This window comes from Pararobbsia alpina, from assembly GCF_965118125.1.
Taxonomy (GTDB): domain Bacteria; phylum Pseudomonadota; class Gammaproteobacteria; order Burkholderiales; family Burkholderiaceae; genus Pararobbsia; species Pararobbsia alpina_A.
The window spans coordinates 4,159,111-4,178,676 of record NZ_OZ221287.1 but is presented as its reverse complement, the minus strand read 5'-3'; the positions used below and the strand labels follow the sequence as shown (position 1 = coordinate 4,178,676).

The 19,566-nt window shown below is 63.9% G+C and carries 22 protein-coding genes and 2 pseudogenes; all 24 read left to right on the top strand.

The window, feature by feature from the left end; genetic code table 11:
* Positions 1 to 75: 75 nt before the first annotated feature.
* On the top strand, positions 76 to 273 hold the full coding sequence (gene thiS, locus ACMFWR_RS18060) for a sulfur carrier protein ThiS (protein ID WP_413192954.1): 198 nt from the start codon (positions 76 to 78) through the stop codon (positions 271 to 273).
* 55 nt (positions 274 to 328) lie between these two features.
* Positions 329 to 1,141, top strand: a pseudogene (locus ACMFWR_RS18055) (thiazole synthase); the annotation flags it as partial.
* Between the two features lie 101 nt (positions 1,142 to 1,242).
* Positions 1,243 to 2,448, top strand: a complete 1,206-nt coding sequence (gene thiE / locus ACMFWR_RS18050; protein WP_413192953.1) for a thiamine phosphate synthase — start codon at positions 1,243 to 1,245, stop codon at positions 2,446 to 2,448.
* A gap of 155 nt (positions 2,449 to 2,603) precedes the next feature.
* Positions 2,604 to 3,434 (top strand): ABC transporter ATP-binding protein, encoded by an 831-nt coding sequence (locus tag ACMFWR_RS18045; protein WP_413192952.1) that lies wholly within the window; start codon positions 2,604 to 2,606, stop codon positions 3,432 to 3,434.
* The gene (gene mlaE / locus ACMFWR_RS18040) at positions 3,431 to 4,201 is read left to right on the top strand and encodes a lipid asymmetry maintenance ABC transporter permease subunit MlaE (RefSeq protein ID WP_413192951.1); all 771 of its coding nucleotides are present in this window, start codon (positions 3,431 to 3,433) and stop codon (positions 4,199 to 4,201) included. The genes ACMFWR_RS18045 and mlaE overlap by 4 nt, the downstream gene beginning before the upstream one ends.
* Before the next feature lie 79 nt (positions 4,202 to 4,280).
* Entirely contained in the window at positions 4,281 to 4,841 is a 561-nt protein-coding gene (mlaD, locus tag ACMFWR_RS18035) for an outer membrane lipid asymmetry maintenance protein MlaD (RefSeq protein ID WP_413192950.1), read from the top strand.
* Positions 4,842 to 5,960, top strand: a complete 1,119-nt coding sequence (locus ACMFWR_RS18030; RefSeq protein WP_413192949.1) for a VacJ family lipoprotein — start codon at positions 4,842 to 4,844, stop codon at positions 5,958 to 5,960. It begins immediately after the preceding gene.
* Positions 5,961 to 6,084: 124 nt separating this feature from the next.
* Positions 6,085 to 6,708 carry a phospholipid-binding protein MlaC gene (locus tag ACMFWR_RS18025; protein ID WP_413192948.1) on the top strand — a complete coding sequence of 208 codons (624 nt, stop codon included), beginning with the start codon at positions 6,085 to 6,087 and terminating at the stop codon, positions 6,706 to 6,708.
* A 42-nt stretch (positions 6,709 to 6,750) separates the two neighbouring features.
* Complete coding sequence (locus tag ACMFWR_RS18020) at positions 6,751 to 7,029, top strand: lipid asymmetry maintenance protein MlaB (protein ID WP_413192947.1); 279 nt, start codon at positions 6,751 to 6,753, stop codon at positions 7,027 to 7,029.
* Positions 7,030 to 7,200: 171 nt separating this feature from the next.
* Positions 7,201 to 8,145: an ABC transporter ATP-binding protein gene (locus tag ACMFWR_RS18015; RefSeq protein WP_413192946.1), complete on the top strand. Its 945-nt coding sequence runs from the start codon at positions 7,201 to 7,203 to the stop codon at positions 8,143 to 8,145.
* A complete protein-coding gene (locus ACMFWR_RS18010; RefSeq protein ID WP_413192945.1) occupies positions 8,142 to 8,897 on the top strand; it encodes an ABC transporter permease in 756 nt (251 codons plus the stop codon). The genes ACMFWR_RS18015 and ACMFWR_RS18010 overlap by 4 nt, the downstream gene beginning before the upstream one ends.
* A gap of 15 nt (positions 8,898 to 8,912) precedes the next feature.
* Positions 8,913 to 9,152: a BolA family protein gene (locus ACMFWR_RS18005; protein ID WP_413192944.1), complete on the top strand. Its 240-nt coding sequence runs from the start codon at positions 8,913 to 8,915 to the stop codon at positions 9,150 to 9,152.
* A gap of 318 nt (positions 9,153 to 9,470) precedes the next feature.
* Positions 9,471 to 10,763: pseudogene (gene murA / locus ACMFWR_RS18000) on the top strand (UDP-N-acetylglucosamine 1-carboxyvinyltransferase); the annotation flags it as partial.
* Between the two features lie 170 nt (positions 10,764 to 10,933).
* Positions 10,934 to 11,614: an ATP phosphoribosyltransferase gene (gene hisG / locus ACMFWR_RS17995; protein WP_413192943.1), complete on the top strand. Its 681-nt coding sequence runs from the start codon at positions 10,934 to 10,936 to the stop codon at positions 11,612 to 11,614.
* A gap of 148 nt (positions 11,615 to 11,762) precedes the next feature.
* The gene (hisD, locus tag ACMFWR_RS17990; RefSeq protein WP_413192942.1) at positions 11,763 to 13,076 is read left to right on the top strand and encodes a histidinol dehydrogenase; all 1,314 of its coding nucleotides are present in this window, start codon (positions 11,763 to 11,765) and stop codon (positions 13,074 to 13,076) included.
* A 48-nt stretch (positions 13,077 to 13,124) separates the two neighbouring features.
* Positions 13,125 to 14,201, top strand: coding sequence for a histidinol-phosphate transaminase (gene hisC / locus ACMFWR_RS17985; protein ID WP_413192941.1), 1,077 nt, complete (start codon positions 13,125 to 13,127; stop codon positions 14,199 to 14,201).
* 37 nt (positions 14,202 to 14,238) lie between these two features.
* Positions 14,239 to 14,832, top strand: coding sequence for an imidazoleglycerol-phosphate dehydratase HisB (gene hisB, locus ACMFWR_RS17980; RefSeq protein ID WP_413192940.1), 594 nt, complete (start codon positions 14,239 to 14,241; stop codon positions 14,830 to 14,832).
* A 212-nt stretch (positions 14,833 to 15,044) separates the two neighbouring features.
* Complete coding sequence (locus ACMFWR_RS17975) at positions 15,045 to 15,665, top strand: MarC family protein (RefSeq protein WP_413192939.1); 621 nt, start codon at positions 15,045 to 15,047, stop codon at positions 15,663 to 15,665.
* On the top strand, positions 15,662 to 16,303 hold the full coding sequence (gene hisH, locus ACMFWR_RS17970) for an imidazole glycerol phosphate synthase subunit HisH (protein WP_413192938.1): 642 nt from the start codon (positions 15,662 to 15,664) through the stop codon (positions 16,301 to 16,303). The genes ACMFWR_RS17975 and hisH overlap by 4 nt, the downstream gene beginning before the upstream one ends.
* A 223-nt stretch (positions 16,304 to 16,526) precedes the next feature.
* Positions 16,527 to 17,276, top strand: a complete 750-nt coding sequence (gene hisA / locus ACMFWR_RS17965) for a 1-(5-phosphoribosyl)-5-[(5-phosphoribosylamino)methylideneamino]imidazole-4-carboxamide isomerase (protein ID WP_413192937.1) — start codon at positions 16,527 to 16,529, stop codon at positions 17,274 to 17,276.
* A 253-nt stretch (positions 17,277 to 17,529) separates the two neighbouring features.
* On the top strand, positions 17,530 to 18,303 hold the full coding sequence (gene hisF / locus ACMFWR_RS17960; RefSeq protein ID WP_413192936.1) for an imidazole glycerol phosphate synthase subunit HisF: 774 nt from the start codon (positions 17,530 to 17,532) through the stop codon (positions 18,301 to 18,303).
* 2 nt (positions 18,304 to 18,305) lie between these two features.
* The gene (hisI, locus tag ACMFWR_RS17955; protein WP_413192935.1) at positions 18,306 to 18,704 is read left to right on the top strand and encodes a phosphoribosyl-AMP cyclohydrolase; all 399 of its coding nucleotides are present in this window, start codon (positions 18,306 to 18,308) and stop codon (positions 18,702 to 18,704) included.
* Positions 18,701 to 19,042 (top strand): phosphoribosyl-ATP diphosphatase, encoded by a 342-nt coding sequence (locus ACMFWR_RS17950; RefSeq protein WP_413194949.1) that lies wholly within the window; start codon positions 18,701 to 18,703, stop codon positions 19,040 to 19,042. Before hisI ends, ACMFWR_RS17950 begins: the two co-directional genes overlap by 4 nt.
* Before the next feature lie 153 nt (positions 19,043 to 19,195).
* Positions 19,196 to 19,558 (top strand): histidine triad nucleotide-binding protein, encoded by a 363-nt coding sequence (locus tag ACMFWR_RS17945; RefSeq protein WP_413192934.1) that lies wholly within the window; start codon positions 19,196 to 19,198, stop codon positions 19,556 to 19,558.
* Positions 19,559 to 19,566 lie beyond the last annotated feature (8 nt).

Genomic DNA, 19,566 nt, shown 5'->3' with positions numbered 1-19,566 from the left:
GTGGAGCGGCAGTGAGACCGTGGCGGCACCGCAATGTGCACGGCCAATCTACGCAGCGCAATCGACAGAAGACTGATGGATATACAGATCAACCAGCAGGCGCTGAGCCTGCCCGACCATTCGACCGTGGCCGACGCCCTGGCGAGCTACGGTGCTCAACCGCCGTTTGCCGTCGCGGTCAACGGTGCATTCGTCGCCCGCGCGCGCCATGCCGCGCATGTGCTTCAGCCGGGTGACTGTATCGACGTTGTGCGCCCCGTCACGGGCGGCTGAGCCGAATCGAAACCGACAGAAAACCGATCGGATGAACGATCAGACTAACGATCAGATGAAGGAACAGATGGACGACACCCTCATGCTCTACGGCGAGCGATTCGAGAGCCGCGTGCTGCTTGGCACCGCGCGCTATCCCTCGCTTGCGACGCTCGGTGAATCGATCGAGGCGTGCGCCCCCGGTATGGTGACCGTTGCGCTGCGCCGCCAGATGGCGGCGGACGCGGACGGCACCGTCGGGTTCTTCGACATGCTCAAGCAATACGCCGTGCCGCTGCTGCCGAACACGGCGGGCTGCCATACGGTGCAGGAAGTCATCACGACGGCCGAAATGGCGCGCGAAGTGTTCGAGACGGACTGGATCAAGCTCGAACTTATCGGCGACGACTATACGTTGCAGCCCGATCCGATCGGGATCGTCGAGGCGGCCAGCCTGCTCGTGCGCGCCGGCTTCAAGGTGCTGCCGTATTGCACCGAGGATCTCGTAGTCGGCCGGCGCTTGCTGGATGCGGGATGTCAGGCTTTGATGCCGTGGGGCGCGCCGATCGGCACGGGAAAAGGGATCGTGAATCCCTACGGCCTGCGCGTGCTGCGCGACCGCCTGCCGGACGTGCCGTTGATTGTCGATGCCGGACTCGGCGTGCCTTCCCATGCCTGCCAGGTGATGGAGTGGGGTTTCGACGGCGTGCTGCTCAATACGGCGGTGTCGCAAGCCGCGGCGCCTGCTCGAATGGCGCGTGCGTTTGCGCTCGCCGTCGAAGCGGGCCGCAGTGGCTATTTGTCCGGGCCGATGCCCGAACGCGACAGCGCGCAAGCGAGTACGCCAACCATCGGCATGCCGTTCTGGCATCAGGACACCGCGCAAGCCGGAGCACGGGGTGCTGGCCACGATGCTGATCACGGGGGCGGCGCAAAGGCCGCGGGTCAAGTTGCGGGTCAAGCGGCTGGCCACGTTGCGGGGCAGGTTGAATGAGTGCAACGAATGTTGTGAACGAAGTCGCGCGGATCGACCGCGACGCATTCTGGCCGCCCGCCGATGAAGTGCTCGAGGCGGCGGATGGCATCCGTGCATCGTTGGGTCGCGCCTGGCCGCAGCCGGCACGCTCATGGCGGTTTTGCCTGTCGACGCCGTCGACGATCGGCCGCAACGACGTCCGCGTGCTGATCGATGCGCAATCGCATCCGGAAGAACGCCGCGCGTGGCTGGCTGCAGGGGCGGCGATCATAGAAGCCGCGCCGGAGCGCGTCGAATTGCGTATCGGCGAAGCGGTCTACGCCTGGTCGGGGACGCGATCCGACGACTGGCTTGCCGCGCTGGCAGCGTTCGCAGCCTGCGATTTCGATCTCCACGATGCGCTGACGCTTGCGCTAGCGTGGCGTGGCGATACCGGTGTCGCAGGTGAATCGGCGGCGTCACCCTCGTCATGGGGTAGCCCAGGCGGCGGCGCGCGCGCCGAGGGGCTGGCGGTTTCGGGCTGCGCGGTATCGCCGGCGTGGCCGACCGATCTCGCGACGTATCCGCGTATCGAGGGCTTGCGGGGCTTCCCGCATGCCTTCGCCGCGTGCCCCGATGCACTGGGACTCTACCCGGTCGTGCCAAGCGCCGAGTGGATCGAACGTCTGCTGGATCTTGGCGTGCGTACGCTGCAACTTCGCACCAAGTCGAACGATCCGCACGTGCTTGACACCGAAATCGCCCGTGCGGTGCGTGCAGCGCGCGCATGCGATGCCCGCCTGTTCATCAACGATCACTGGCAGCGCGCGATCGACGCCGGGGCGTATGGGGTGCACCTCGGACAGGAGGATGTGCAGACCGCAGATCTCGAAGCGATCGCTTCGGCGGGCCTGCGGCTTGGGCTGTCGACGCACGGCTTTTATGAAATGCTGGTTGCGAAGCATTTCAATCCCAGCTACATCGCGATGGGGGCCGTGTTCCCGACCACGACCAAGCAGATGCCGACCGCGCCGCAAGGCCTCGTCCGCCTCGCACATTACGTCGCGCTACTGAACGGGCATGTGCCGCTCGTCGCGATTGGCGGTATCGATCAATCCGTCATCGGCCCGGTGCTCGCCACCGGGGTCGGCAGTGCGGCGGTCGTGCGTGCCGTCACGGAAGCGGCCGATGTGGCGGCGGCCGTGCGCTCGCTCGAAGCCTCCTTCACGCCGCGCGGCTGAGGCCTGTACGACTGGCGCCGGGCATGGCGCCACCTTTCTGAATGAAAGGATGCGTAAGAGTTTGTTAAGCTCCCGGGTCGCCTGCCAAGGCAGACGTCCGGCTTAACCCCTATAATGCGCCGTCCAGTCAGAAATATCCTACTGTGCCTAATCCAATGCCCGATTCCATTCTCGAACTGAAAGATGTCGAGTTCGGCTATGGCGAAAAGCCCGTGCTGTCGTCCGTCGACATGCGTTTCGGCCGCGGGCAGGTCATCGCCGTCATGGGCGGATCGGGGTGCGGCAAGACAACCATCCTTCGCCTGATCGGCGGACTCGCTCGCGCGCGTCGCGGGCAGGTCCTGTTCGAAGGTCAGGACCTCAGCACGCTGGACGAGGCAGGGCTTTACGCCGTACGCCGGCGCATGGGCATGCTCTTTCAGTTTGGCGCGTTATTTACCGACATGTCCGTGTTCGACAATGTCGCGTTCCCGCTCCAGGAGCATACGGACTTGCCCGACGAGATGATTCGCGACCTCGTGCTGATGAAACTCAACGCGGTCGGATTGCGCGGCGCGCGCGATCTGACGCCCGCGGAAATTTCAGGCGGCATGGCGCGCCGTGTCGCGCTGGCGCGCGCGATCGCGCTCGACCCGGCGCTGATCATGTACGACGAGCCGTTTGCCGGACTCGATCCGATCTCGCTGGGCATCACCGCGAATCTGATCCGCACGGTCAATCGCGCGCTCGGGGCCACATCGATCCTGGTGACTCACGACGTGCCCGAATCGTTCGGCATCGCTGACTACGTCTATTTCATTGCCAACGGCGGCGTGCATGCGGAAGGCACGCCGGACGCCCTGCGCGCATCGACCGACCCCGTCGTGCGGCAATTCATCGATGCGGCGCCGGATGGCCCGTTCAAGTTCCACTACGCGAATGCCGGCCTCAACGGGGACTTCGGTTTTGCAACCGCCGCGGCGGGTTCGACGGAGACGCGCGCGTGATTGAGGCGATCGGGCGGGGATTTATCGATGGCATCGCGCGCACCGGGTATGGCGCGCGCATGTTCGTACGGCTTGCGTTGCTGCTGTTTGCCATGGTGCGGCGACCGCGCCTTGTCATGAAGCAGATCCATTTTCTGGGTAATTATTCGCTGCTGATCATCGGGGTGTCGGGCCTGTTCGTCGGCTTCGTGCTCGGGTTCCAGGGGTATTACACCTTGACCCGGTATGGTTCCGAGCAGGCGCTCGGGCTGCTCGTCGCGTTGTCGCTGGTGCGTGAGCTGGGTCCGGTCGTGACTGGCTTGCTGTTCGCCGGCCGCGCGGGTACCTCGCTGACCGCCGAAATCGGCCTGATGAAAGCGGGCGAGCAATTGACCGCGATGGAGATGATGGCCGTCGACCCGCTGGCCGTCGTGCTCGCGCCGCGCTTCTGGGCCGGTGCGATCGCCATGCCGGTGCTCGCAGCCATTTTCAGTGCGGTCGGCATTTTCGGCGGTTACATCGTCGGCGTGGTCATGATCGGCGTCGATTCGGGCGCTTTCTGGTCGCAGATGCAGGGGGGTATCGACGTCTGGAGCGATGTGGGCAACGGTGTGCTCAAGAGCATCGTGTTTGGCTTCGCGGTGACGTTTATCGCGTTGTTCCAGGGCTTTGAAGCGAAGCCCACGCCCGAGGGCGTGTCGCGCGCGACCACCCGTACGGTAGTGTTTGCGTCCCTGTCGGTGCTGGGTCTCGATTTTCTGCTGACCGCGCTGATGTTTGCGAACTGAACCTCGGCGCGACGCGTCCTTCACACGCAGCACCTACCTGATATCGCACCCCGCACGAATCGAAGACAGAGAAAAACGCATGAAGAAAAACGCACTGGATTTCTGGGTTGGCGTGTTTGTGATCGTGGGGTTCGCCGCGCTGCTGTTTCTTGCGCTCAAGGCCGCGAACCTCAGCGCCCTGTCGTTTCAGCCGACCTATGAAGTCAAGCTCAACTTTGACAATATCGGCGGCCTGAAGCCGCGTGCACCCGTCAAGAGTTCGGGTGTCGTCGTCGGGCGCGTCAAGAGCATCGGCTTCGACGACAAGTCGTATCAGGCTGCGGTTGTGCTCGCGCTCGACAAGCAGTACCAGTTTCCCAAGGACTCGTCCGCCAAGATCCTGACGTCGGGGCTGCTCGGTGAGCAATACATCGGCCTCGATCCGGGCGGTGACACCGAAATGCTGAAAGCCGGCGATACGATCACAATGACGCAATCGGCGATCGTGCTCGAGAATCTGATCGGACAGTTTCTCTATAACAAAGCGGCCGATGCGGGCACCAAACCGGCGGGCAGCACGTCCCCGGCGCCTGCAGGTCCGGCCGCAACGCCAGCGCCCGCCACATCGGGAACGCCGGCAGACACACAAGGGGCGAAGTAAATGAATGTCCGGCACCTTCCGCGCCTCGGCGCTCTGGCGTTGAGCGTGACGCTCGCGGCATGCTCGACCGTGCGCACGCCGTCGCCGACCGACCCGCTCGAAGGCATGAATCGAACGATCTTCACGTTCAACGACACGCTCGACAAGTACACGTTCAAGCCGGTCGCGCAGGGCTACCAGTGGGCCGTTCCGCAACCGATCCGCACCGGCGTGACCAACGTCTTCGGGAACGTCGGCGACGCGTACACGGCATTCAACGAGCTGCTTCAGTTGAAGATCACCGACTTCGTATCGGACATCATGCGCGTGACGGTCAATACGTTCTGGGGCATCGGCGGCCTGTTCGACGTGGCGTCGCTGATGAACCTGCCGAAGCACCAGCAGGATTTCGGCCTCACGCTCGGACACTATGGCGTGCCCGCCGGCCCGTACGTCGTGCTGCCGCTGCTCGGCCCGAGCGACGTGCGCGATGGCGTCGGCACGATCGCCGATTTCGAGCTCGACCCGACGTCGTTTATCGAGCCCGTCAGCATTCGCAACTACGTGTTTGTGGTCCGCCTCGTGAATACGCGGGCGAACCTGCTCGGCGCGAGCGATCTGTTGTCGAATGCGGCGCTCGACAAATATTCGTTCGTGCGTGACGCCTATCTGCAGCGCCGCCAGTATCTGCTTGGCAGCGGGAACGGCGGCGCGACCGCATTGCCGAACTACGACGAAGAGGGCACGGGCGCCGGACCGACCGGTGGCGCTGCGGGCGCTGCAGGCGCGGGCGGTGCAGCTGCACCGGCTGCCGGCGCGGCGCCGACGGGTGCCACGCAAGCGGCACCTGCGGCACCGGCCTCGGGCGCCGCCCCGACCCCGGCTCCGGCGCCGTCCCCGGCCAAGCCGGAGCCGTCGACCCAGCCGGCGCCGGCAGCACCGGCGTCCGCGCCGGGCGCGGCGATTGCGGCTCCGCAGACCGACGCGCTTGCGTCGACGGATGCGGGTGCAACGGCCGCGTCCCCGGCCGCCGATGCTTCTTCGACGGTGGCGGCCAACGAACCGGCGGATCCGTCGGTGCCGGGCGCGCAGATGATGCCGCGGACCCCGTATCTGGCGCCGGCGCTCAAGATCAAATAAGTGTCAGAAATGGCAAGTGGCGTAACGAGCCGATACGCATTCGAACAGATCGCAACCCCTGCGCTTTGAACTGAATGCGAGACTCTCGCTCGAATGTGTGACTCAAGACGGTAGGGAACCTGCGATGAAGAAGCCTTTCTGGATGTCGATGTTTGTGATGCTCATGATGGTGTGTGGTCTTGCGCGTGCGCAGGCCATCGACGCGAGCACGCCCGACGGACTGGTCAAGGGCCTGACGGCTGAAGTGATGTCGACCGTTCAGGGTGACAAGGCCGTGCAGTCCGGCAACCTCGATCACATTACGCAACTGGTCAACGACAAGATCCTGCCGTACACGGATTTCGAACGTACGACGCGCCTGGCCATGGGCCGCAACTGGAACAAGGCGACACCCGAACAGCAGGCGCAGATCGTCGAGCAGTTCAAGAAGCTGCTGATTCGCACCTACTCGGGCGCGATCGCGCAGATCAAGAATCAGCAGGTCACGTTCCAGCCGCTGCGCGGCGCATCGGATACCGACGCGGTCGTGCGCACGCAGGTCGTGAATCAGGGGCAGCCGATCGAGCTCGACTACCGGCTCGAAAAGACGGCCAACGGCTGGAAGATCTATGACATCAACGTGCTCGGTGCGTGGCTGATCCAGACGTATCAACAGCAATTCAACGAGAAAATCGCGCAGAGCGGTATCGATGGGCTGCTCGATTTCCTCACACACTTCAATACGCCGGCCGCTCGCGGCCAGTCGTAAGCGGCTCGGATGCAAACCACGTCTTCCGGGTCTGGCGGCCTCATGAGTGCTCCCTCGATGTTCGAAACCGGCACCACATTGACGTTTGAAACGGCCAAGGGTGTACTCGATGCCGGTCTCGCGCGGATCGCCGCCGGCGCAACGCGCGTCGATTGCGCGCCGCTCGAACGCTTCGATTCGTCGGCCCTTGCCGTCTTGCTCGCATGGCGTCGCGCCGCCCAGGCGCGGCGCGTTGACCTGATGATCACGCACCTGCCGCCGGGGCTCGTCAGCCTGGCGGAGGCGTATGGCATTACGAGCCTGATCGCTGCTACCGCCTGAGCGGCACCTTTGCGGACGCCGCGCATTTCGGTGTCACGTCGACCCGGGTTTTTCCCGCACGACGGTCCGCGCCGCGACTTCGCCTATAATCAAGCGTTTTTTAGCATGCCCAGGGCGTGAATACGCGCCTTGTACCCCTGTCGCGGCCCTTTCCGGAGCCGGCGAGTCGTCATGTCAGCCATCGAAATACGCAACGTCAAGAAGCGCTACAAGGAGCTTCAGGCGCTCAAGGGCGTCAACCTGAGCGTCGAGCCAGGCGAGTTCTTCGGTCTGCTCGGCCCCAACGGCGCCGGCAAGACCACCCTGATCAGCATCCTGGCGGGTCTCGCGCGCGCTGACGAAGGGCATATCCTCGTCCAGGGCCACGATGTCGTCGACGACTTCCAGGCCGCGCGCCGCTCGCTCGGCGTCGTGCCACAGGAACTCGTGTTCGATCCATTCTTCACGGTTCGCGAAACGCTGCGCATTCAGTCGGGCTACTACGGCCTTCGCCGCAACGACGACTGGATCGACGAAGTCATGGCGAACCTCGATCTGACCGAAAAAGCGGACGTCAATACGCGCGCGCTGTCCGGCGGCATGAAGCGCCGCGTGCTCGTCGCTCAGGCGCTTGTGCACAAACCGCCGGTGATCGTGCTCGACGAGCCGACGGCCGGTGTCGACGTCGAATTGCGCCAGGGTCTCTGGAAATTCATTTCGCGCCTCAATCGCGAGGGGCACACGATCGTGCTCACGACGCACTATCTCGAAGAGGCCGAGCAACTTTGCACGCGGATCGGCATGCTGCGCCGGGGCGAGATCGTCGCACTCGACCGCACGGCCGACCTCCTCAAGCGTTTCTCCGTCATGCAACTTTCGCTGCGCCTGTCGTCGGGCGTGCTACCGGCCGACCTTCGCGCGCTCGAAACCGAATCGCAGCCCGAACAGAGCGCACAGCGCGGGGCGGCGCGCGAACATGTGCTGCGCCTGAACAGCTATGACGAAGTCGAACCGCTCCTCGCGCAATGCCGCGCGGCGGGCTGCACGTTCGACGAGATCGAAATCCGCAAGGCGGATCTCGAGGACGTATTCGTCCAGATCATGCATGAGCCCGGGATGGTGGAGGGGCTTGCATGAGCGGGTTCCGTACGCTGTTTTACAAGGAAGTCCTGCGGTTCTGGAAGGTGGCCTTCCAGACCGTCGCGGCACCGATCGTCACTGCGCTGATGTATCTGATGATCTTCGGCCACGCGCTGCAGAATCACGTCAACGTCTATCCGGGCGTGTTGTACACGAGCTTCCTGATCCCCGGACTGGTCATGATGAGCGTGCTGCAGAATGCGTTTGCGAATTCGTCGTCGTCGCTGATCCAGTCGAAAGTGACGGGCAATCTCGTGTTCGTGCTGCTGACGCCGCTGTCTCACTGGGAGATGTTCAGCGCCTACGTGCTGGCGGCGATCGTTCGCGGGTTATCGGTCGGATTCGGTGTTTTCATCGTCACGATCTGGTTTGTGCCGATCACGTTCGCATCGCCATTCTTCATCATCGCTTTTGGCGCGCTCGGCGCGGCCATTCTCGGCACGATGGGCCTGATCGCAGGCATCTGGGCCCAGAAGTTCGACCAGCTCGCGACGTTTCAGAACTTCCTGATCATGCCGCTGACGTTCCTGTCGGGCGTGTTCTATTCGACGCATTCGCTGCCGCCGGCCTGGCGCGCGATTTCGCAGCTCAATCCGTTCTTCTACATGATCGACGGATTCCGCTACGGCTTTTTCGGCGTTGGCGATGTCGATCCGTGGCTGAGCCTGCTGATCGTCGGCGGCTTTCTGATTATTGTGGCCGCGCTCGCCGTGGCCTTGCTCAAGCGCGGCTACAAGCTGCGTTATTGAAAGGATTGTTTTTTCATGTTGCCGACTCCTGAAGACGTCAAGCAATACATCGCTGCGGGCCTCGCCTGCGAGCATCTCGTGGTCGAAGGCGACGGGCAGCATTTCTTCGCGACGATCGTCAGCGAGGCGTTTGCGGGCAAGCGGCCGATTCAGCGCCACCAGCTCGTGTACGCCGCGCTCGGTGACCGGATGAAGGCAGAGATCCACGCGCTCAGCATGAAAACGCTGACGCCCGCCGAGTGGCGCAGCGCCTGATCGGCAGATGAGCAGGCAGTTTGTCCGCCAGATCATCAAGATGCCTTGTAGCAAACCGGCGGATGATAGGAGAGTGGATGAGCGACCAGATGAGCGACCCGATAAGCGACCGGCTTACACCTGCTTACGGTACTGACCTGTTTCACCCTATACGCTTCACCTTATAAGTAGCAGCCTCGCATCGACGAGGCCGCCGTGGGATTACCCCCACATGCATCACACGCACTATCCGGATCGGCAGTCACCCGCAGTACATTGGGAATCGTTTTGCGAATCGAAGAATCAAGCGGCAGAGCCGGCGGCGCACAAACAGCCGGCATCTCTCAGAACAACTCGTCCACGAAGGAAATCATGGACAAACTCGTGATTCAGGGCGGCCGCCGGCTTTCCGGCGAGATCACCGTTTCGGGTGCAAAGAACGCGGCGTTGCCGATTCTTTGCGCGAGCCTGCTGACAGCCGACACTGTGGCGCTGTCGAATGTGCCCAACCTCCAGGATGTGCGCACGACGCTCAAGCTGCTGCGACAGATGGGCGTGCACGCCACCGCGTCGGGTCATGAAGTCACCCTCGACGGGAAGCATGTCGATAACCCCGTCGCGCCGTATGAGCTCGTGAAGACGATGCGGGCCTCGATCCTCGTGCTCGGGCCGCTGCTTGCGCGCTTTGGCTACGCGAAAGTGTCGTTGCCCGGCGGTTGCGCGATCGGTGCACGGCCGGTCGATCAGCACATCAAGGGCCTGCAGGCGATGGGCGCCGAGATCTCGATCGAGCATGGCTTTATCGAGGCACGTGCCAAGCGGCTCAAGGGCAACTCGATCATGACGGACATGATCACCGTCACGGGTACGGAAAACCTGTTGATGGCCGCGACCCTCGCCGACGGCGAAACGGTGCTCGAGAACGCGGCACGCGAGCCCGAAGTCACCGACCTCGCGCACTTGCTCATCAGCATGGGCGCGAAGATTGAAGGCATCGGCACGGAGCGTCTCGTGATCCAGGGTGTCGAGCGCCTGCATGGCGCGAGCCACCGGGTGATCCCTGACCGTATCGAGGCCGGCACGTTCCTGTGCGCGGTCGCTGCTGCGGGCGGTGACGTCACGCTGCGCAACGTGCGCGAAGGCCTGCTCGACGCGGTGCTCGAGAAGCTCGCCGAAGCGGGTGCCGAGCTGACCACGGGCGCCGACTGGATTCGGGTGCGCATGGACCGCCGCCCGACGGCCGTCAGCTTCCGCACGTCCGAGTACCCGGCATTTCCGACCGATATGCAGGCGCAGTTCATGGCGCTCAACAGCGTCGCGGATGGCGCATCGCGCATCGTCGAGACGATCTTCGAAAATCGCTTCATGCACGTGCAGGAACTCAATCGCCTCGGTGCAAACATCACGATCGACGGCCATACCGCGATCGTGACCGGCGTCGAGCGGCTGTCGGGCGCGAAGGTGATGGCAACCGACCTGCGTGCGTCGGCGAGCCTCGTGATTGCGGGCCTCGTCGCATCGGGCGAGACGCTCGTCGACCGGATTTATCACCTCGATCGCGGCTACGACCAGATGGAAGCGAAGCTCTGTGCCGTGGGCGCCGACGTGCGTCGCATCGATGGTCGTGGCGCATCGGCGGAGCACGCCGACGAAGAGGGTGCCGAAGCGTCGCAGGACCACGCGCATGTGAATGGCGTGAACGGGATCAACGGCTCGAACAACCTGCATTCGATCGACTCGCGCTCGACCGGCATTTCGGCGCCCAAGGCGGCCGCGGGCGACGCTCCGTCGGGGCGTGTGCAATGACGGGCTCTCAGTCGCCGCTGACGCTTGCGCTGTCCAAAGGGCGGATCTTCGAAGAAACGCTGCCGCTGCTCGCGGCGGCGGGCATCGAGGTCACCGAAGATCCGGAGACGTCGCGCAAGCTGATTCTGCCGACGACGAATCCGAATCTCCGCGTGATCATCGTGCGCGCGACGGATGTGCCGACCTATGTCGAATACGGCGCGGCCGACTTCGGTGTGGCGGGCAAGGATGTGTTGATCGAGCACGGCGGCGGCGGGCTGTATCAGCCGCTGGATCTCGATATCGCACGATGCCGGATGTCGGTTGCCGTCCCCGCCGGGTTCGACTACGCGAGTGCGGTGCGGCAGGGCGCGCGTTTGCGCGTCGCGACCAAATACACCCAGGTGGCGCGCGAGCACTTCGCATCGAAGGGCGTGCACGTCGACCTGATCAAGCTGTATGGGTCGATGGAACTGGCGCCGCTCGTCGGTCTCGCTGACGCCATCGTCGACCTCGTGAGCTCGGGCGGAACGCTACGCGCGAACAATCTGGTCGAAGTCGAGGAGATCATGCAGATCAGCTCCCGGCTCGTCGTCAACCAGGCCGCACTCAAGCTCAAGCGCGCTGCGCTCAAGCCGATCCTCGACGCGTTCGAGCACGCGATCACACCCGCCGCGCAGGGTGCCGTGACCCATTGAGCGCTGCAGCGGCAGCCCGTCAGGCGCCGCCGCCCATTCCATGGGTAAGATGACATGCTTTGGCTCACGTGCATGACCCGGGCGCTTGCGCCGCGTCCGGAATGAACCGCCGCGCCTGAGGTGCGGCGACCGGAAAGGAACCTGTCAGATGTCGATCAAGATTCGCCAGCTCGATTCCACGCAACCCAAGTTCAAAGAGCAATTGCGTGGGGTGCTCGCCTTTGAAGCCAGCGAGGACGAGGCGATCGAAGGCGCCGTCGCGCGCATTCTCGCCGACGTGCGCGCGCGGGGCGACGCTGCCGTGCTCGAGTACACGAAGCGCTTCGATCGCGTCGACGCCCCGGATGTCGCCACGCTTGAAATGCCGCGCGCGCGGCTCGAAGCCGCTCTCGAGGGCTTGTCGCCCAAGCGCCGCGCGGCGCTCGAATGCGCGGCCGCTCGCGTGCGTGCGTACCACGAGAAGCAAAAGCTCGAATGCGGCACGCATAGCTGGCAATACACGGAAGCCGACGGCACGGTGCTCGGGCAGAAAGTCATGCCGCTCGATCGCGTCGGCTTGTACGTGCCGGGCGGCAAGGCCGCCTATCCGTCGTCGGTGCTGATGAATGCGATCCCCGCGAATGTGGCGGGTGTCAAAGAGATCATCATGGTCGTCCCGACGCCTGATGGCGTCCAGAACGAGCTCGTGCTGGCTGCCGCCCTGATCGGTGGCGTCGACCGGGTCTTCACCGTCGGTGGAGCGCAAGCGGTGGGCGCGCTCGCGTACGGGACGGCGACGATTCCGGCCGTCGACAAGATCGTCGGCCCCGGCAACGCCTACGTCGCCGCAGCCAAGCGCCGCGTGTTCGGCGTGGTCGGCATCGACATGATCGCCGGGCCGTCGGAGATTCTCGTCGTCTGCGACGGTACGACCGATCCCCGCTGGGTGGCGATGGATCTCTTCTCGCAAGCCGAGCATGACGAGCTGGCTCAATCGATCCTGCTGTGCCCGGACGCCGCGTTCTTCACGCGCGTGCAGGCCGCGATCGACGAATTGCTGCCCGATATGCCGCGACGCGACGTGATCCAGAAGTCCCTCGAGGGGCGCGGCGCGTTCGTCAAGGTTCGCGATATGGCCGAAGCGTGTGCGATCGCGAACGACATTGCACCCGAGCATCTTGAAGTGTCCGCGATCGACGCACAGACCTGGGCGCAACAGATCCGCCACGCAGGGGCGATGTTCCTCGGCCGTTTCAGCAGCGAGAGCCTCGGCGATTACTGCGCCGGCCCGAATCACGTGCTGCCGACGTCGCGTACCGCACGGTTCTCTTCGCCGTTGGGCGTCTATGATTTCATCAAGCGTTCGAGCATGATCGAAATCAGTCAGGAGGGCGCTCAGACGCTGGGTGAAATCGCCGCGGAACTCGCGTACGGGGAAGGCCTGCAGGCCCACGCCCGCAGCGCGGAAATGCGGATGAAATAAGGTCGGTCGCGTCACACCGGAAGGCAGAATACGAAAGCCACAATAACGATGAATCGCACGCTGCATTCCATCATCCGTTCGGATGTCCTCGCCATGAAGAGCTACCCGGTCGCTGACGCGACCGGACTGATCAAGCTCGATGCGATGGAGAACCCTTTTGTGCTGCCTGCTGAACTCGCGGCGCAGCTTGGCGAATATCTCGGCGCCATCGCGCTGAATCGCTATCCGGCCCCGCGTCCCGCGGCCTTGCTCGAAAAGCTCCGGCATGCCATGGACGTGCCCGCCGGATGCGACGTGCTGCTCGGCAACGGTTCGGACGAACTGATTTCCATGCTGTCGGTCGCCGTGTCGAAACCCGGCGCCAGGATTGTCGCGCCCGCGCCGGGCTTCGTGATGTACGAAATCTCGGCGCGTCTCGCGCACGTCGATTTCGTCGGCGTGCCGTTGCGGGCGGACTTCAGTCTCGATGTCGATGCCATGCTCGCCGCGATCGATGAGCACAAGCCCGCCGTCGTCTATCTGGCCTACCCGAACAACCCGACCGGGAATCTGTACGAGGACGCGGCGATCGAACGCGTGATCGCGGCCGCGAGCGACGCGCTGGTCGTGATCGACGAGGCCTATCACCCGTTTGCACGGCGCAGCTGGATGTCGCGCATCCCCGAGTTCGACAATGTCGTCGTCATGCGCACGGTATCGAAGCTCGGTCTGGCGGGCATCCGGCTTGGCTATCTCGCAGGCGCGCCGGACTGGATCGCCGAGATCGACAAGGTGCGTCCGCCGTACAACGTCAATGTGCTCACGCAGGCGACGCTCGACTTCCTGCTCGATCATCTGGACGTGCTCGACGCCCAGGCAGCCGTGCTGCGCGACGAGCGTGAAAAACTGATCCCGGCGCTCGCGCAGCTGCCGGGCGTCGACGTGTTCCCGAGCGCAGCGAATTTCGTGCTTGTGCGTGTCCCCGACGCATCGCTTGTGTTCGAAACGATGCTCACACGCAGGGTGCTCATTAAAAACGTGAGTAAAATGCATCCACAACTCACGAATTGCCTGCGGCTCACGGTCGGTACCCCTGACGAGAATGCGCAGATGCTGGCCGCGATGGCCGTTGCACTCCAGGCCTAGGCCAACGCCAACTGTTCCCCCGATTCAGGAAAGACACATGCGTATAGCGGAAGTCGTTCGCAACACTAGCGAAACGCAGATCCGTGTGAAGATCAATCTCGACGGCACGGGCCAGCAAAAGCTGGCGACGGGCGTGCCGTTCCTCGATCACATGCTCGACCAGATCGCCCGCCACGGCATGGTCGATCTCGAAGTGGAAGCGCACGGCGATCTGCATATCGACGACCACCATACGGTCGAAGACGTCGGCATCACGCTCGGACAAGCGGTCGCGAAGGCGCTCGGCGACAAGAAGGGCGTGCGCCGCTATGGCCATTCCTATGTGCCGCTCGACGAAGCATTGACCCGCGTGGTCATCGACCTGTCGGGCCGGCCCGGCCTCGAGTTCCATATTCCGTTTACGCGCGCGCGCATCGGCACGTTCGACGTCGACCTCACCATTGAGTTTTTCCGGGGCTTCGTCAATCATGCGGCCGCGACGCTGCATATCGACAACCTGCGCGGCATCAATGCGCACCATCAGGTCGAGACGGCGTTCAAGGCGTTCGGGCGTGCCCTGCGCATGGCCGTCGAGTTCGACGAGCGCGCCGCGGGGCAGGTTCCGTCGACCAAGGGTAATCTCATCGGCTGAGGTCGTCTGCCGGCTGTGCAGGGCATGGATGGTCGCCGCCGGTACCAGCCACAGAAGGCAGCCACGGAATGCGGTGCCCTGGCGCGCTTGTGCTCACTCAGTACGGAACGTGCGAGCCGCACCCGGCCGGATGACTGACAATGCATGGCGAATCACCCTGGCAGGCATGCGATGCCAGGTCTTTCGACGTTGATGCCGACCCGGACCCTTCGATGGATCTACTCAAGTCGTTCATATCGTTGCTCGCGCTGATCAATCCGCTCGGCGCGATTCCGATCTTTTTGAGCCTCACCGCGACGCAAAGCCGGGGCGAGACACATCGGACCGTACGCATCGCATCGATCGCGGTGGTGTTCGTGATCGGCTTTGCGGCGACGATCGGCGAGCGCGCGATTGCGTTCTTCGGCATCTCGATCGGCTCGCTGCAGGTCGGCGGTGGCATCATCATGCTGATGATGGCAATGAACATGCTGTCGGCGCGCACGCCCCCGCAACAGGCGACGCAGCAAGAGCAGACCGACGCCGAGCTCAAGGACAACGTGGCGGTCGTTCCGCTGGCGATTCCTCTGCTGACCGGACCCGGTACGATCAGTACGGTCATCGTGTATGCGGGCGAGGCAGCGCACTGGTACGACCGGCTTCCGCTGATCGCTGTCGGCGCGGCGCTTGGCGCGATCTGCTATGTCGCGCTGCGCGCGGCCGAGCCGATCGCCAACGTGGTCGGGCAGACCGGTATCAACATAGCGACCCGCATCATGGGTCTGATCCTGGCGGCGCTGGCCGTCGAATTCATGGTCAACGGACTCAAGTCCCTGTTTCCTGTTTTGAGATGAAAAACTCGATTGCGATTGTCGACTACGGTTCGGGCAACCTGCGCTCTGTCGCCCAGGCGCTGCGCAAGGCGGCACCCGAGGCCGACGTCGCGGTAGTCACCGAACCCGAGCGTATTCGCGCCGCGGAGCGCGTCGTGCTGCCGGGGCAGGGTGCGATGCCCGACTGTATGCGTTCGCTGCGCGAATCGGGTCTGCTCGACGCGCTGCTCGAAGCCGCGCACGAGAAGCCGTTGCTCGGCGTGTGCGTCGGCGAGCAGATGCTGCTCGACTGGAGCGCCGAAGGCGATACGCCGGGGCTCGGGCTGATTCACGGCACGGTGACGCGCTTTGCGCTCGACGGCCGTCTGCAGGACGACGGCTCGCGCTTCAAGATTCCGCAAATGGGCTGGAACCGCGTGCGTCAGACGAGCGCGCATCCGGTCTGGCAAGGCATTGCGGATCAGAGCTTTTTCTACTTCGTGCACAGCTATTTCGTGACGCCGGCCGAGCCTGCCCATACGGCGGGCGAGACCGTGTACGGCGACGCATTCACGTCGGCCATCGCGCGCGACAATATTTTCGCGACCCAATTCCACCCGGAAAAAAGCGCTGATGCGGGCCTGCGCCTGTACCGCAATTTCGTCGAGTGGCGGCCGTGATACACATTTCAGGTGCGCGAGGCGATCGATAAGCAGGTTTGCGATATTCGACGTCCCGGCGCGCCGTGCATTTCGTTTCGCGAAATCCTGCGTGATTGCGGCCTCTCGTCCTTTCGGACGGGTCGTGCGCGGCGCAGGACTTGTACTACACTAGCGTGAAAACCCGGCCGAGAAGGCCGCTACAGCACGTTCTGACCTTTCTCACACACACAACACGATTGCTATGCTGCTTATTCCGGCCATCGATCTGAAAGACGGTCAATGCGTTCGCCTGAAGCAAGGCGATATGGATCAGGCGACTGTTTTTTCGGAAGACCCCGCGGCTATGGCGCGGCATTGGGTGGATCAAGGCGCGCGACGCCTCCATCTTGTGGATCTGAACGGCGCGTTCGCCGGCAAGCCGAAGAACGAGGCGGCGATCCGCTCGATCATCGAAGAAGTCGGTAGCGAGATTCCCGTGCAGCTCGGCGGCGGTATCCGCGACCTGAACACGATCGAGCGCTATCTCGACGACGGATTGTCGTACGTGATCATCGGCACGGCGGCCGTCAAGAACCCCGGCTTTCTTCAGGACGCCTGCTCGGCGTTCGGCGGCCACATCATCGTCGGCCTCGATGCGAAGGACGGCAAGGTGGCCACGGACGGCTGGAGCAAGCTGACGGGCCACGAGGTCATCGATCTCGCCCAGAAGTTCGAGGACTACGGCTGCGAGTCGATCATCTACACGGATATCGGTCGCGACGGCATGCTTCAGGGCATCAATATCGACGCGACCGTGCGACTTGCGCAGTCGGTCAAGATTCCGGTGATTGCATCGGGCGGCCTGTCCAAGATCGGTGATATCGATTTGCTGTGCGAAGTCGAGGAACACGGCATCGAGGGCGTGATCTGCGGCCGTGCGATCTACGCCGGCGAGCTGGATTTCGCTGCTGCACAATCGCGCGCCGACGCGCTGCGCGAACCCGGCGCCTGAGCCGGGCAGGCTCGCGTCGAGCGAGCCTGAGTCCCGGATGCCTTGCGAGCGAGCCCGCTGAACCGCGGGTTCCCGAGGGCGCTGCGGCGCGGATATCGCCTCCAGGGTTCGATCGCACGATCCGCGTTCCGGAGTGTCCGATGGTCCGGAGCCGGGATACCGACAGACGGCGCTCGGGAGCGATCCCGAATCAACGACGCGCACACGCGCATAATGGCGACTCCGCGCGAGCGGGTACGCAATCACTGACATCATGGCCCTCCCGAAACGTATCATCCCGTGCCTCGACGTGACCGCCGGCCGCGTCGTCAAGGGCGTCAATTTCGTCGAACTCCGCGACGCGGGCGACCCGGTCGAGATCGCGCGCCGCTACGACGGCGAGGGCGCGGACGAGCTGACCTTCCTCGACATCACCGCCACGTCGGACGGGCGCGACCTGATCCTGCCGATCATCGAAGCGGTCGCGTCGCAGGTCTTTATTCCGCTGACGGTCGGCGGCGGCGTTCGTGCCGTCGAAGACGTGCGGCGTCTGCTCAACGCGGGTGCCGACAAAATCAGCATGAACTCGTCGGCGGTGGCGAACCCGCAGCTCGTGGCGGATTGCGCGGCCAAATACGGCTCGCAATGCATCGTCGTCGCGATCGACGCGAAGCGCGTGTCGCAGGAAGGCGAGCCGCCGCGCTGGGAAGTCTTCACGCACGGCGGGCGCAAGAATACGGGGCTCGACGCCGTCGAGTGGGCACGCAAGGTCGCGGCACTGGGCGCGGGCGAGATCCTGCTCACGAGCATGGATCGCGACGGCACCAAGGCCGGCTTCGATCTCGGCATCACGCGTGCGGTCTCCGACGCCGTGCCGGTCCCGGTCATTGCGTCGGGCGGCGTGGGCACGCTCGGCCACCTCGCTGACGGCGTGACCGAAGGGCATGCGGATGCGGTGCTTGCAGCGAGCATCTTCCACTATGGCGAACACACGATCGGTGCGGCCAAGCGCTTTATGGCCGACCGCGGTATTGCAGTGAGGCTTTGAGCATGACGACCGATTGGCTCGACAAGGTCCGATGGGATGCGAACGGGCTCGTGCCCGTGATCGCTCAGGAAGTCGGCAGCAACGATGTGCTGATGTTCGCGTGGATGAACCGCGAGGCATTGCGGCTCACGATTGAACAACACCGTGCCGTGTACTTTTCGCGTTCGCGCGGCAAGCTGTGGTTCAAGGGCGAGGAGTCGGGGCACGTGCAGCACGTACATGAAGTCCGGCTCGATTGCGACGAGGACGTCGTGCTGCTCAAGGTCGAGCAGGTCTCCGGCATCGCGTGCCACACCGGGCGCCATGCGTGCTTCTTCCAGAAGTTCGAAGGCACGGCCGACAACGGTGACTGGGTCACGGTCGAGCCGGTCCTCAAAGATCCCGAATCGATCTACAAATAACGATGACGACGCCAGATTCACTGACCAAGCTCGCCGCGGTGCTCGAGAGCCGCAAGGGCGGCGACCCCGACACGTCGTATGTCGCACGGCTGTTTCACAAGGGCGATGACGCCATTCTCAAGAAGATCGGCGAAGAAGCGACCGAGACCGTGATGGCAGCGAAGGATGCCCGCCACGGCGGCGAGCCCGCGAAGCTCGTCGGCGAGGTGGCCGACCTGTGGTTCCATAGTCTCGTGCTGCTCGCGCATTTCGGCCTGGGGCCGGATGACGTGATCGCGGAGCTCGAGCGTCGCGAAGGCCTGTCGGGCCTCGAGGAAAAGGCGCGCCGCCCGGCATAGGCTGCAATACACTGGAGGACGCCCTCGTGGCGGGGCGGCGTCCGGAGCCCGGCGACATTCGCACTGCAGCAATCCGCGCCGGGCTGCACCATGGAGCGCACGCCGCGCGAGGTGTCGTAGTTCGACCTGACAAGACAACGGTGACCGAATCCCATGAGTCATGACAATTGCCTGTTCTGCAAGATCGCATCGGGCGAGATTCCGAGCAAGAAGGTCCATGAGGACCCCGAGTTCGTGGCCTTTCACGATATCCGTCCCGCAGCGCCCGTCCACGTGCTGGTGATCCCGCGCAAGCATATTGCGACGCTTTCGGAGGTGACCCCGGACGACGCACCGCTGCTTGGTAGAATGGTCCTGCTTGTCTCGAAACTCGCCGAGCAGCTCGGCGTGGCCTACACGGACGGGGACACGGGCTTTCGCACGGTCATCAATACGGGGCCTGGCGGAGGGCAGGAGGTCTACCACCTGCATGCGCATATTCTGGCCGGACCGCGGCCCTGGTCGAGGATGGGGTAAGAATGACC

What these genes read in the sequence shown, in the direction of transcription:
- ACMFWR_RS17945 (WP_413192934.1), top strand. Translation starts at nt 19,196, where the DNA reads ATGAGTCATGACAATTGCCTGTTCTGCAAGATCGCATCGGGCGAGATT.
- hisG (WP_413192943.1), top strand. Translation starts at nt 10,934, where the DNA reads ATGACGGGCTCTCAGTCGCCGCTGACGCTTGCGCTGTCCAAAGGGCGG.
- hisI (WP_413192935.1), top strand. Translation starts at nt 18,306, where the DNA reads ATGACGACCGATTGGCTCGACAAGGTCCGATGGGATGCGAACGGGCTC.
- ACMFWR_RS18045 (WP_413192952.1), top strand. Translation starts at nt 2,604, where the DNA reads ATGCCCGATTCCATTCTCGAACTGAAAGATGTCGAGTTCGGCTATGGC.
- ACMFWR_RS18030 (WP_413192949.1), top strand. Translation starts at nt 4,842, where the DNA reads ATGAATGTCCGGCACCTTCCGCGCCTCGGCGCTCTGGCGTTGAGCGTG.
- ACMFWR_RS18025 (WP_413192948.1), top strand. Translation starts at nt 6,085, where the DNA reads ATGAAGAAGCCTTTCTGGATGTCGATGTTTGTGATGCTCATGATGGTG.
- hisD (WP_413192942.1), top strand. Translation starts at nt 11,763, where the DNA reads ATGTCGATCAAGATTCGCCAGCTCGATTCCACGCAACCCAAGTTCAAA.
- ACMFWR_RS17975 (WP_413192939.1), top strand. Translation starts at nt 15,045, where the DNA reads ATGGATCTACTCAAGTCGTTCATATCGTTGCTCGCGCTGATCAATCCG.
- hisA (WP_413192937.1), top strand. Translation starts at nt 16,527, where the DNA reads ATGCTGCTTATTCCGGCCATCGATCTGAAAGACGGTCAATGCGTTCGC.
- hisC (WP_413192941.1), top strand. Translation starts at nt 13,125, where the DNA reads ATGAATCGCACGCTGCATTCCATCATCCGTTCGGATGTCCTCGCCATG.
- hisH (WP_413192938.1), top strand. Translation starts at nt 15,662, where the DNA reads ATGAAAAACTCGATTGCGATTGTCGACTACGGTTCGGGCAACCTGCGC.
- ACMFWR_RS18015 (WP_413192946.1), top strand. Translation starts at nt 7,201, where the DNA reads ATGTCAGCCATCGAAATACGCAACGTCAAGAAGCGCTACAAGGAGCTT.
- hisF (WP_413192936.1), top strand. Translation starts at nt 17,530, where the DNA reads ATGGCCCTCCCGAAACGTATCATCCCGTGCCTCGACGTGACCGCCGGC.
- ACMFWR_RS18020 (WP_413192947.1), top strand. Translation starts at nt 6,751, where the DNA reads ATGAGTGCTCCCTCGATGTTCGAAACCGGCACCACATTGACGTTTGAA.
- hisB (WP_413192940.1), top strand. Translation starts at nt 14,239, where the DNA reads ATGCGTATAGCGGAAGTCGTTCGCAACACTAGCGAAACGCAGATCCGT.
- mlaD (WP_413192950.1), top strand. Translation starts at nt 4,281, where the DNA reads ATGAAGAAAAACGCACTGGATTTCTGGGTTGGCGTGTTTGTGATCGTG.
- ACMFWR_RS18010 (WP_413192945.1), top strand. Translation starts at nt 8,142, where the DNA reads ATGAGCGGGTTCCGTACGCTGTTTTACAAGGAAGTCCTGCGGTTCTGG.
- thiS (WP_413192954.1), top strand. Translation starts at nt 76, where the DNA reads ATGGATATACAGATCAACCAGCAGGCGCTGAGCCTGCCCGACCATTCG.
- thiE (WP_413192953.1), top strand. Translation starts at nt 1,243, where the DNA reads ATGAGTGCAACGAATGTTGTGAACGAAGTCGCGCGGATCGACCGCGAC.
- ACMFWR_RS18005 (WP_413192944.1), top strand. Translation starts at nt 8,913, where the DNA reads ATGTTGCCGACTCCTGAAGACGTCAAGCAATACATCGCTGCGGGCCTC.